This window comes from Roseovarius sp. ZX-A-9, assembly GCF_028369135.1.
Taxonomy (GTDB): domain Bacteria; phylum Pseudomonadota; class Alphaproteobacteria; order Rhodobacterales; family Rhodobacteraceae; genus Roseovarius.
Genome location: NZ_JAPWHW010000045.1, coordinates 1 through 11,728, shown reverse-complemented (window position 1 = coordinate 11,728; position 11,728 = coordinate 1). Strand labels below are relative to the sequence as shown.

Genomic DNA, 11,728 nt, shown 5'->3' with positions numbered 1-11,728 from the left:
CCGTAACGGCGCAGGCGATGACCAACCGTGCCCAAGGCCCCCGGAACTGTCCGGGAATTACCGAAATCCCTGTCCGGGATTTACTGAAATCCGTGTCCGGGAATTTGCGAAACCCGCAATTTGCGGTCCAACGCGTCGCGCGCCGTAAATGGCATGTGTCCAGTGTCAGGAACTTGGTGCGCAGGATTGATCGCACTTTGTGCGCCAGTCGTTAGCCATCGTTCGCCAAACGTGGGTCGCGGAGAAGGCCAATGGAAACCAACGCTGGACGCTGGACGCTGGGTGCTGCGGCTCGCCGTCCTCGTGATCGCGACGAGCTGGTTGACCGGCTGCGCGGCGGAGGGTTTTGAAACAGGCGGTTTGACGGCATGTCCGCCGGTCGCGGAATACAGCAGGGAGTTACAGGCGCGGGCGGCCGAAGAATTGGCGATGCTGCACAACGGATTCACGGGCAATGGTAGCATTTACTTTGTTGTGGTCAGGCCCTGCAAATGACGCTGATCGAGGATTACTATCCGAAAGGCGGGTCGAAGGGCGGGCGACCGCGGATGCTGCGGGTCTAGTTCCTCGAGAACTGGTATGCGCTGAGCGACCCAATGGCGGATGAGCACATCGGTTTAAAATACGACAATTTTTCCATTCCGCTTAAGCCGGTTTTGCGCTGAAAGCGCGCAGGTCACAAATTTTCGAGATGGCACCAGATCGTGTGACCATCTGCAAAGTCTCGACGGGGCGGAGCCACGGAGTCGCAAATGTCACCGGTCCGTTTGGGGCATCTGCGTTGGAACGGGCAGCCGGTTCTGGGGGGCGACAATTCAACCGCATCGTTGGTGACAAGGGTTGGGGCAAAATCAGGGTCGGGTTCCAGCACCGCCCCCAGCAGGACTTTCGTGTAGGGATGTGAAGGGTCTCCATACACATCCTTGGTCCGTCCGATTTCGCACAGCCGGCCCTGATAGAGCACAGCAACACGATCCGACAAGACACGCACAACGGCCAGATCGTGACTGACGAAGACATAGCTTGTATTGTTTTCGCGACGCAGATCATCCAGCAATTCCAGCACGGCGGCTTGCACTGAGACATCCAGCGCCGAGGTGATTTCGTCGCACAGCACCAGATCAGGCTGGGCCGCAAAGGCACGCGCCACAGCCACACGTTGTTTTTCGCCGCCTGAAAGCTGACTGGGCAATCGATCCAGATAGTGACCGCCCAGTCGCACCTGTTCCAGCAATTGCGTGCTGCGCGCATTCAGTTCCTGACCGGACAAGCCGAAGTAAAGCTTTAGCGGCTGTGCAAGGATCTGCGCCACCGTCTGACGGGGGTTCAGGCTTTCGTCGGGGTTCTGAAAGATCATCTGGATCTGGCGCAACTGTGACGCGTTTCGGTCCTCGACGCGAGGTGGCAGAGCACTTTCATCGGCCGCGCCCACGGTGCCCCGCACCGGCGGCAACAACCCCGCCACGGATTTGAGGATCGTGGATTTGCCCGACCCGCTTTCGCCAACGAGGCCTAAAGTTTCACCTTTGCGCAGGGTGATCGTTATGCCATCAACCGTCGCTGTCGCCTGACTTTCGCGCCTCGCCAGTTTCTCCAAAAAGGTGACGCGTGCGTAGGAAATCGCCAGATCGTCCAGTTCCAGCGATGTGGCGGCAGGCAGGTCGCGCTGGCGGACGGCCCGCTGGCCAACAAGGGGGATTCTGTCGACTTGGTTGACGTGGTGACAGCGGGACTTTGCGCTGCCGGGGTCAGTGCCTTGGATCAGGTCCGGGTGCACATCGCGACATTGATCCGAGGCGATGGTGCAGCGATCCACAAAGGAGCAACCGGTGCCGGCGTAACCGGGGGCGGGGGGGCGGCCATCCAGTGCGCGCGGCAGATGCGTATCCTTCAGCTTGGGGATCGACGCCAGAAGGCCACGCGCATAGGGGTGGCCCGGTTCTCGCAGAACCTTGTGCGCGCTGCCTTCCAATACGACCTCGCCGGCATACATGACGATGACACGATCGCAGACCCGGGCGATCGCGCCAAGATCATGGCTGACATAGACCATAGCCATGCCCGTATCGCGGGCCAGATCGCGCAGAAGTTCGAGAATATGGGCTTGGGTCGTCACGTCCAGCCCTGTCGTTGGTTCATCCAGCAACAGGGCTTCAGGTTCACCCGCCAACGCCATGGCGATGGCGACGCGTTGTTGTTGTCCTCCCGACAATTCGTGTGGATAGCGCCGGGAAATACTAACCGGGTCCGGCAACCGAACCTGACTTAGCAATTCGGTCACGCGCGCGTCATGGGCCTCTTTCGGTAGCGAGGAGTGCAGTCGAAGCGCTTCGGCGATCTGGGCGCCGATCCGCAACGTCGGGGTCAGTGACTGCCCTGAATTTTGCGGGATAAGCGCCAGACGCCCGCCGCGGATCGTTTCAAGTGATCCGCGGGTTTGGGTGAACATCTCGATATCATCAAAAGAGGCGCTCCCTTCCATCACCATCAACCCGGTCTTTAGGTATCCCATCATCGCAAGCGCAAGCGTGCTCTTGCCCGAACCGCTTTCACCGACAAGGCCGATACTCTCACCTTCGCGGACGGAAAGGGAGATATTGCGCAGCACCGGCACCATTGCGCCGGATCGGGACCTAAATCCGATACTCAGGCCGTCAATCGCGATAACATTGCGAGTTTTGATATCTGTCTGCCTCATACGGGTGCCTTTTGCGCGCGGTCGATGCCCAGCGCCTTGGCCAGTGCGTCAGCCGTCAGATTGATCCCGATGATCAAGGATGACAGGCAAACCATCGGAGCCAGAACCCCCATGGGTGAGAAGGACATGAAACCACGCGCATCTGCGATCATCAGCCCCCAATCGGGTGTGGGCGGTGACACACCAAAGCCCAGAAACGACAGCGACGAAAATGCCAACAACATCCATGACCAACGCATTGCGCCTTCGACAAGCAGTGCATCCCGCACGTTGGGCAGTAATTCACGCTGGATAATCGTGGCGCGACTGTGTCCGCGCGCGCGTGCGGCCTGCACGAAATCACGGGCAACTACGTCATGAGTTGCAGCGCGGGCAATCCGAATCACGGGGATGCCGTAAAAAAATGCGAGTGTGGGGATCAAAACCTCGGTCCCGGACCCAAACGTCACGATCAGCACCAGCATCTTTAGGATCCAGGGCAATGACAAGAACGCATCGACGACACGCATCAGGATTTCATCCAGACGCCCGCTGACCAGACCAAAAAATATGCCGACAAGACCGCCCCAGATGACAGCCAGCGGTGTGGCGATACCGGTGACGAGGATGGCTTCACGCCCACCCAGAAGGGTGCGGCTCAGCGTGTCGCGCCCAAGGTGATCTGCCCCCAGCCAATGCGCCGCCGACGGTTTCGAAAGCATGAAATTGGCGTCCATCTCGGTGTAGTCATAGGGCACGATGAACGGCCCGAAAAGCGCCAGCATCAAGTGCCCGAAAACAAGTGTCAGGCCAATCGCGCCTGAAGGCCGGGCCATGATATCCGAAATCACGGTCCCAAAGCGGGCGCTGGGGCCGGGGCGCACGAGGGATGTTGTTTCCGCCATATCCTTCAACCTTGCCGCAAATGGACCGTGCGCAGGCGCGGGTTCGCCAGCATCGTCATGATATCGGCCGCCAGGTTCACTATCACATAAACCGATGCGATGATCAGGGCGATCGCCTGCGTCACGGGCAGGTCACGATCGGAAATGCTGTCGATCATCATCCGCCCCAGCCCCGGATAGTTGAACACGGTCTCGATCACGACGACTCCGCCCAGTAGCCATGCGATGGTCAGCGCAACCACGTTGATCGTTGGCAACAGTGCATTCGGCAGGATATGGCGAAACACGATCTGCCAATATGGCACCCCTTTCAGCGTGGCCATCTGTGCATAGTCCGACGCCAGGGTCTCGATCACCGACGAGCGCACCGTGCGTAGGATATGCGCGGTCATGACCAGGGTCAGAACCCCGATGGGCAGCAACACTTCGGGGAAAAATTCGACAAGCGGCGCATTCGCCGAGGTCAGCACAATGCCCGGCACCCAGCCCAGCCAGACGGAAAATACAAGGATCAGCAAGGTTGCCGAGACAAATTCGGGAATGGTCATGGCAAAGATTGCCGAGGTCGATACGAAGATATCAACCGGCCTGTCACGCCAAAGAGCGGCGACTACCCCCAGAAACAACGCCAACGGAATGCCGACCACCATGGCCCCGAAGGCCAACAGCAACGTATTGCGCAACCGATACCCAACCAGTTCCGATATCTGTTTTTGTCCGTTGGCGGACACACCCAGATCACCCTGGAGCGCGCTGCCTGCCCAATCGACATAGCGCGTCAGGGCTGACCGGTTGAGGCCCAGATCCTCGCGGCAGTTTTCCAGCAGCTTGCCCTTGGCCTCACGCTCCAGAAAAGCGGTGCAGGCATCACCGGGCAGCATCTCGACGCCAGCAAAGATGATGACAGAGACCAACCAGACTGTGATCGCGCCAAGGCCAAGGCGGCGCAGCAACATGACAAGCAAGGGGTAAATCCAATCGCGCTGAAAAGTCGGGGGGCCATGGGGATTGGCCCCTCCTGTGCGTTAGTCGACGGTTATCAGATTCCAGCGCACCGCATTGTTTTCGACTGCGTCCAGATTGTTGACGCGCGCAGTGGTCCCGACGAGGCGGGTCACATGATAGGGGATCAATGTGCCCGCCGTGTCAAACAGATGCTCCTGAGCCTGGACGTAGAGCGCACGCCGTGCATCGAAATCCAGCTCCGAGCGCGCTTGGGACAGGATGGCGTCAAAATCGGCATCCTTGTAGTAGCTTTCGTTCCACTTGGCGGTGCTGAGGTAGATCTCGTTCAACGCCTGATCCGCCGGACGTTCGTTCCAGCGTGTGGTGACCGCGTCCTTTTGCATCCAGACCTCGTTCCAATACCCGTCAGAAGGCACTTGGACGATGTTGATGCGAATACCCGCTTCAGCAGCGTGTTTTTGATAGACTTCCGCCAGAACGGGCCAGGTCGGCTCAAGTGTTGCGACATGCAGGTCGATATCCAGACCATCGGGGAATCCAGCTTCGGCGAGCAATGCCTTGGCACCTTCGATATCCTGTGGACACTCCATCTCAGCGCGATACTGGTCGGTGGGGCCGACAGGGCTGTCACAGGCCACGACGGCACCGCCTCCCATGACTAGATCAACCATGGCCTGACGGTCAGCGACCATCCGCAATGCCTTGCGCACGCGCACGTCATTGAAAGGTTCGACATCGGTGCGGAAAATCAACCCGCGCCAGTTGCCGGTCGGAATGGTCTGCACCTTGAAATTGTCCGATCCGGCCAGCATCACGCGCTGCTGCGCCGTGATCCCGCGCTCCATGTCGATCTGGCCACCCAGCAGGGCCTGTAGACGTGCCTGGCCGTCGGTGATGCCGATGATCTCCATCTTTTCGACGCCGGGCGCGCCCTCGAAATAGTCCATGTTCGCAACCAGTTTGGTTGTGCCTTCGGCGTCAAAGCTTTCGACCATGAAGGGGCCGGTGCCGACGCCGGTGGTCGCAATCGTGTCGCCCGCATCCTCGGGGATCATGCGCAGTCGATAATCCATCAGCAACAGTGGCAAATCGGCAAAGGACCCGTCCAAGGTCAGCTGAATCGTGTGCTCGTCAATCGCCTCGACGGTATTGATCATCGCGATCGCGGAACGGGCCGGACTGTCCATTTCCGGATCCAGAACGCGTTCCAGCGAATAAACGACATCTTCGGACCCGAATGTGCTGCCGTCGTGAAAGGTCACGCCCTCGCGCAGTTTCAGCGTCCAGACGGTGGCGTCTTCGTTCGCGGACCAGCTGACCGCCAGATCGGGCGACGGACGGCCCTCCATATCAGGACGCACCAAGCGGCTCATGACCTTTTCGGTGATCTGAAAAACACGCCCCTTCGAGATCGGATCAAGGCTTGATCCTGAACCCGATCCAACTTCATGCGCTTGACGAAACGTACCGCTTGGCTCTGCAACGACGATAGATGCCATTATGATAAGAGTCGATGCGACCCCCAGTGTAGTTTTCATTTATCTTCCTCCCGTTGAAGCCGCCGTAGAGCCTATGCTGGCTGCAGTGACTTTGGAACAAGTTTCCAAGTTGAGAGCGCCCGGCGTCAAACGAAAAAAAGAAGAACTATGGCGTAAGAAATTGCCATCCATAACGCTCCCTCAAGTCCTTGCACTTGAGGGCGGCAAGTGGACATACTTCGATGGGTGTCGCAAATCAGGTGAGGCTACTGTGAAAAAATCGGGAATTGTCGTGGCCATTGGTGGCGGGGGATTTACGCACCAGTGCGATCCCGACCTTGATGAGTTTTGCCTGCAATTTCTGCCTCTCAGGCCCAGCATTGGCTTTGTCGGCATGGCCAGCGGCGATTCAACCGAAAAAACCGAGCGGTTCTATGACAGGTTTCGGGGACAGGCCGGAACGCTTTCACATCTTTGTCAGGACGCGTCCCGAACCGATGTCGAAGACTGGCTTGCCGGGAAGGACATGGTGTATTTCGGGGGAGGCAATTCAGCCACGCTCATCCGTCAGCTTCAGACGCGACATCTGGCGGCGCTTTTTCAGCGCGCTAACGCGCAGGGCTTGGTTCTGGCAGGAGTGAGTGCCGGGGGGGTCTGCTGGTTCGATTGGGCATTCTCTGACGCGGGCGGCAAGGGCTATGCGCCCCTGAAGGGTTTGGGATTGGTCAAATCAGGCATATGCCCGCATTATCTGGACGAACCGGCGCGACGCCCGCCATTCGAGATTTTGATTGCACAGAACGCGCCGCTTGACGGCTACGGCGTGGATGATGGGGCCTGTGTTGTTGCCCAAGAGGGCCGTGTGACGGGGGCCTTTTCGGCGCGAGATGGATCGGCAGCATATCATGTATCTGCAACAATCGCTTCGGGTATTTCTGTGCAATCGGTTACTGAATTTTCCTGAACCGTTTTGCTTTAGACTACCCCCGCCGCTTCGGCCTCGATCCAGTTGCAGACGGCGCGCAAATCCTTTCGTTTCCGCGCGCCCACACGTGTCAATAGATGATACGCCCGGGTCGGCAGCAGGTCGATTTCAAACAGTTTGACCAACACACCGTCCTGCACGTCGTCATCTAGAAACGGAAAAACGCCTAGTGCCACGCCTTGGCCATCCTTGACGGATCGTTGAACGACATTGGAATCAAACACGACGACATCGTTGTTGAAACCCTGGTTGGGAAGCCCTGCCAGAGAGAACCAGTTGCGCCATTCGCTTCTATCATGTTGATGAATGAGGGTATGTTGCGTCAGGGCCGAGGGATGCGATAGCGGACCATGCTGTGCGATCAGTTTCGGGCTCACAATCGGAGAATAGCGCGTTTCCATCAGCTTGGTGGCTTCGATGTCCGCCCATTCACCGATCCCCCAATCCACGACAATATCGGTTTCCATCTGTTCGGCATTGTTGATCCGCGCACCATGATGCACGATCAGATCAATATCCGGATGGTCCCTGCCGAATTTGGCCAGACGCGGCCCAAGCCAGCGCGCCCCAAAGATCGGTCCCACGGCGATGGTAATCGTCTTGCGGGTCGCCACCATGTGCTGTTCGGCCTCTTCGCGGATATCGGCAAACGCCTTCGACAGAACACTGGCCAGCGACGCACCTGCCTCCGTCAGGATAACCGCGCGGGTTTTCCGGTGAAATAATCGACAGCCCCAGTCCTTTTCCAGTTGGCGGATCTGGTTGCTGACCGTGGTTGCACTTACCGAAAGCTCTTCTGCCGCATTCTTGAAGCTGAGATGACGTGCAGCCGCCTCGAATGTACGCAAGGCTGTCAACGGCAATCGTCGCGAAGGGATCGCCATGGCTGCACCTTTATGGATAAAGAATAAGCAATCTATAGGCCCTGCAAATCTCGTTTGTCAACGACCCTGAAACGCCCGATCTTGGGCTTACATGATGTGCCCACGATGAAGATTTGCATCCCGAAAACCAAGAGTTGAGATATCCATGAAAATTGCTGTCATAGGCGCGGGCGCGATGGGGTCGATCTATGCGGCCCGCTTTGCACTTGCTGGACACTCCGTCGTCGCCGTTGATCCGTGGGAGGCGCATATCAAGGCAATCAACGCCGATGGACTGAGCCTGGATGGCCCCGACGGGCACCATATCGTGACGGGCATCATTGCGTCGGGAAATGCTGATGTCGTTCGCGATGCCGAGTTGATCATTGTCGCAACCAAGGCCTCGGCTGTTGGTGCCGCGGCAAGTGCCATTCGCGAGTTTGTGGGGCCCGAGACATCCGTTCTGACCATCCAAAATGGGTTGGGCGCGGGCGCGGGGATTTCCCGATGTTTACCGCCCAAAGCCTGCTTTCTGGGCGTCGCCGACGGGTTCGGTGCCTCGATGGTCGGGCCGGGTCACGTGCATCACACAGCGATGAAGCTGATCCGTCTGGGCGAATTGTCCGGCGGATCCACCCCGCGTCTTCGGGCCATGGAGGCTGTCTGGCAAGGTGCGGGGTTTAAGGCGCAGGCGTATGAAGACATTCACCAGTTGATTTGGGAAAAACTGCTGTGCAACGTCACCCTGTCGGCCCCCTGCGCGGTATTCAATTGCACGGTCGGTGAGTTGCTGGGCGATCCCGATCGCTGGTCCGTCGCGATCGCCTGCGGTCAAGAAGCATATGCCTGTGGTCTGGCCGAAGGTATCTCTTTCTCGTTCGATGATCCTGTCGCCTATATCACCAAGTTTGCAGAACTGGTGGCCGGGGCAAGCCCCTCGATGCGATTGGACCACATGGCTAAACGGCGATCCGAGATTGACTTTATCAACGGGGCAATCCCGCCACTTGGCCGCAAACACGGAATTGTAACTCCCAGAAACGACGAAATGACCAAGGCAGTGCATGAACTGGAAGCCGCCTTTGCGGGAAGAAACACATGAGGATCGCAAGCTTTATTCACGACGGCCATAGTCTTTACGGGCTTGTCGAGGGCGATGCCGTCAGGTCGGTCAATCCCGGCTTTCTGGCAAAATATCCTACGCTGCGCGCCACCCTTGAGGCGGATGTATTGGCTGAAATGCCGGAAATGTGCAGAACGCAGCCCCTGTTGCTGGCGCAGGTGGATCTATTGCCACCGATTCCTGCGCCGTCCAAGATCCTGTGTGTCGGGCTGAACTACAAAAAGCCTTATCCGGTTGCGGGAGCATCCCCGCAGTCCGGGGGAATCGTGATCTTCGGGCGCTACGATGACACGCTCGTAGGGCATGGCGCACCTTTGGAGATGCCGCTGGGCGAAGCCGCGCAAACCTATGACTTCGAAGGTGAAATTGTGGCCGTCATCGGAAAAACCTGTCGGCATCTCGATGCCGCGGACGCGATGTCCCATGTGGCAGGATATGCCTGCATGAACGAAGGGTCGGTGCGTGGCTGGCAAAAGCATTCGATCCATGCGGGCAAGAATTTTCTGGCGTCCGGCGCGTGGGGGCCATGGCTGACCACTATCGATGAGGCTGGGCCGATTGCTGAAATGCAACTGATCGTGCGCGTCAACGGTATCGTCATGCAGGATACGATGGCGTCAAAGATGATCCACGATCTTCCCAAGTTGGTCGCTTATCTGTCGCACATCACCCAATTGAACCCGGGTGACGTGATTGCCACGGGCTCGCCCGACGGTACCGGCGGCAGTCGTACGCCCACCGCATTCCTGAAGTCAGGCGATATCGTCGAGGTCGATGTATCGCGTGTCGGCATATTGCGAAATCCGGTCGCCGCCCCACACGATTGATCCAACCAATTTTGATCCAACAAGGACACCACCGATGAACCCCGCCCTGAAGAAACTCCGCTTTTCGGTCAAACCCCTGCCAGTTGAAGGATCGCGCCCGGTGGAACTGGCAAGAACGATGGCGGTTCACCCGCTGACATATCAAGAACTGCCATATGATCCTGAATATTCGCTTTATGCCGGGCGGCTGACGCCTGAAAAAATGTCAAATGCCACACCGGACGAAATGTATTGGAAAGCCCGGCAAGAGATCATCTTTCGCCACACCGGCGAGCACCCTTATGAGATTGCCGGCCCCGATGCGTTGAAGCTGTTGCAGCGGATATTCCCGCGCGATGTGTCCAGGGTCAAAACCGGGAGATGCTCGTATCAGTTCGCCTGTTACGAGGATGGTTGCATGATCACAGATGGCCTGTTGCTCCGGGTAGCAGATGATAGGTTCTGGTTTGCGCAGGCTGATGGGGACTTGCTCTCATGGTATCGAGCGCATGCAATCGGTTTGGATGTAAAGATCAGCGATCCGGAAGTCTGGGTCAGCCAAATACAGGGCCCGCGTTCAATGGAGCTTCTGGCCGATCTGTTGGATCGACCGATGCCTGATCCGTGGCGGTACTTTGACTGGGTCGAGGTGCGGATGGCGGGTCAGGATGTCATCATCAGTCGGACCGGCTTTACCAATGAACTCGGGTGGGAAATTTACTTTCGTCCCGAAAACGACATCGAGATGTTAGGTGATCTGATCCTGAGAGAAGGCACAAAAAAGGGCATGATCCTGACCGCCACGCCAGGATTTCGCTGCCGCCGAATTGAGGCGGGCTTGCTTTCAGCAGGTCAGGATTTTACATCGGAGACAACCCCGTTTTCTGTCGGGTTGGGCAAGTTCATCGACTTTGAATGCGGGGATTTTATCGGGCGGGACGCATTGTTGTCTGCCGACAGGACCAGCCGCACCTATGGTATGCGCGTCGTGGGGGGCACGGCGGTGCGCGGTTCAACCTTGAAACAGGATGGGCAAGCGATTGGCCGCGTCACGTCAAGCACTTGGTCGCCCTATCAGGTGTGCGGTGTCGCGATCGTGCATCTGAACGGCAATGACATAGGGGTCGGCGCCATTGTCGAGGTGGACGGCACGGATGGTGGGACGCATCTGGCCGAACTGTGCGCGTTGCCGATGTATGATCCGAAGGGCGAGATCGTGCGCGGCATAAGTACGACTGTGCCCAATGGGCCTGAACCATGGGCAGGAATTGCGAAAGATCGCGCCTCCGAAACCGCATGATAACACGAGGGAGCGCTAATTCTCCCCGAGCACTTGGCTCCAGCTACAATGCTGGTCTTGTCAGAAGGATTTGAGTTGAGGAGGGCAGGGCGTTTTCATAACCTATCCTCATGATGAAAACAGACCCATTCAAGGGCTTTCACAGTAGCCCGGAGATTATCCGCTTCGCCGTCATGTTATATGTTCGCTTTCCTGTGTCGCTGCGAAACGTCGATGATCTTTTGCGCAAGCATGGCATGGATATCAGCCACGAAACTGTGCGGTACTAGTGGGACAGATTTGGCCTGATGTGCGCCGTTGGAATTCGCCGAAAACGTGTGCTGCAGATGCGGTCGTATCCGAACTGGCGGTGGCATCTGGACCAGGTCTTCGTGAAGATCAACGGCGAGCGGCACTACCTATAGCGGGCTGTCGATCACGAAGGCTAGATAAGAAATATCCGGATTGGATCTCAGTCGCGTTCGTTGCGGATGGAAATAAGGCTGCCAGTTGGCGAAATAAAATCAATGTCTTAGATAGTGGAGAAGGTTCGCTGCCGGTCGCGTCCGCTCCGCCATTATCCCCATTGCGAACCAGTGACACCGCCCTGACGGGCACGGATTTTTCCGTGTTATCAAAGGGGTTT

At 57.7% G+C, this 11,728-nt stretch carries 11 protein-coding genes and 1 pseudogene; 6 read left to right on the top strand and 6 right to left on the bottom strand.

The features are described 5' to 3' along the window. Nucleotides 1-282: 282 nt before the first annotated feature. Nucleotides 283-495 carry a hypothetical protein gene (locus O3306_RS21970; RefSeq protein ID WP_272011493.1) on the top strand — a complete coding sequence of 71 codons (213 nt, stop codon included), beginning with the start codon at nucleotides 283-285 and terminating at the stop codon, nucleotides 493-495. 181 nt (nucleotides 496-676) lie between these two features. Here O3306_RS21970 and O3306_RS21965 read toward each other — a convergent pair whose 3' ends face one another. The 4 genes from O3306_RS21965 to O3306_RS21950 all read right to left on the bottom strand — a co-directional run bounded on the left by O3306_RS21965 (nucleotide 677) and on the right by O3306_RS21950 (nucleotide 6,086). Continuing rightward, complete coding sequence (locus tag O3306_RS21965) at nucleotides 677-2,698, bottom strand: ABC transporter ATP-binding protein (RefSeq protein WP_272011491.1); 2,022 nt, start codon at nucleotides 2,696-2,698, stop codon at nucleotides 677-679. After that, nucleotides 2,695-3,582, bottom strand: a complete 888-nt coding sequence (locus O3306_RS21960) for an ABC transporter permease (RefSeq protein ID WP_272011489.1) — start codon at nucleotides 3,580-3,582, stop codon at nucleotides 2,695-2,697. The genes O3306_RS21965 and O3306_RS21960 overlap by 4 nt, the downstream gene beginning before the upstream one ends. Nucleotides 3,583-3,587: 5 nt before the next feature. After that, a complete protein-coding gene (locus O3306_RS21955) occupies nucleotides 3,588-4,538 on the bottom strand; it encodes an ABC transporter permease (protein WP_272011487.1) in 951 nt (316 codons plus the stop codon). 69 nt (nucleotides 4,539-4,607) lie between these two features. Continuing rightward, nucleotides 4,608-6,086 (bottom strand): ABC transporter substrate-binding protein, encoded by a 1,479-nt coding sequence (locus O3306_RS21950; protein WP_272011485.1) that lies wholly within the window; start codon nucleotides 6,084-6,086, stop codon nucleotides 4,608-4,610. Between the two features lie 34 nt (nucleotides 6,087-6,120). Between O3306_RS21950 and O3306_RS21945 the strand changes: the two genes are divergently transcribed. After that, the gene (locus tag O3306_RS21945) at nucleotides 6,121-6,990 is read left to right on the top strand and encodes a Type 1 glutamine amidotransferase-like domain-containing protein (RefSeq protein ID WP_272011483.1); all 870 of its coding nucleotides are present in this window, start codon (nucleotides 6,121-6,123) and stop codon (nucleotides 6,988-6,990) included. An 11-nt stretch (nucleotides 6,991-7,001) separates the two neighbouring features. Here O3306_RS21945 and O3306_RS21940 read toward each other — a convergent pair whose 3' ends face one another. Further along, nucleotides 7,002-7,895, bottom strand: coding sequence for a LysR substrate-binding domain-containing protein (locus O3306_RS21940; RefSeq protein ID WP_272011482.1), 894 nt, complete (start codon nucleotides 7,893-7,895; stop codon nucleotides 7,002-7,004). 145 nt (nucleotides 7,896-8,040) lie between these two features. On the opposite strand from O3306_RS21940, the gene O3306_RS21935 reads away from it, so the two are divergent. The 4 genes and pseudogenes from O3306_RS21935 to O3306_RS21920 all read left to right on the top strand — a co-directional run. Next, on the top strand, nucleotides 8,041-8,976 hold the full coding sequence (locus O3306_RS21935) for a ketopantoate reductase family protein (protein WP_272011481.1): 936 nt from the start codon (nucleotides 8,041-8,043) through the stop codon (nucleotides 8,974-8,976). Continuing rightward, complete coding sequence (locus O3306_RS21930) at nucleotides 8,973-9,824, top strand: fumarylacetoacetate hydrolase family protein (RefSeq protein ID WP_272011478.1); 852 nt, start codon at nucleotides 8,973-8,975, stop codon at nucleotides 9,822-9,824. Before O3306_RS21935 ends, O3306_RS21930 begins: the two co-directional genes overlap by 4 nt. Then, nucleotides 9,772-11,103 carry an aminomethyltransferase family protein gene (locus O3306_RS21925; protein ID WP_334312372.1) on the top strand — a complete coding sequence of 444 codons (1,332 nt, stop codon included), beginning with the start codon at nucleotides 9,772-9,774 and terminating at the stop codon, nucleotides 11,101-11,103. The genes O3306_RS21930 and O3306_RS21925 overlap by 53 nt, the downstream gene beginning before the upstream one ends. Nucleotides 11,104-11,213: 110 nt before the next feature. After that, nucleotides 11,214-11,504, top strand: a pseudogene (locus tag O3306_RS21920) (IS6 family transposase); the annotation flags it as partial. Here O3306_RS21920 and O3306_RS21915 read toward each other — a convergent pair. Continuing rightward, nucleotides 11,482-11,728: hypothetical protein (locus O3306_RS21915; RefSeq protein ID WP_272011497.1), on the bottom strand; the 247-nt coding region annotated here is incomplete at its 5' end. The pseudogene O3306_RS21920 and the gene O3306_RS21915 sit on opposite strands and share 23 nt — an antisense overlap.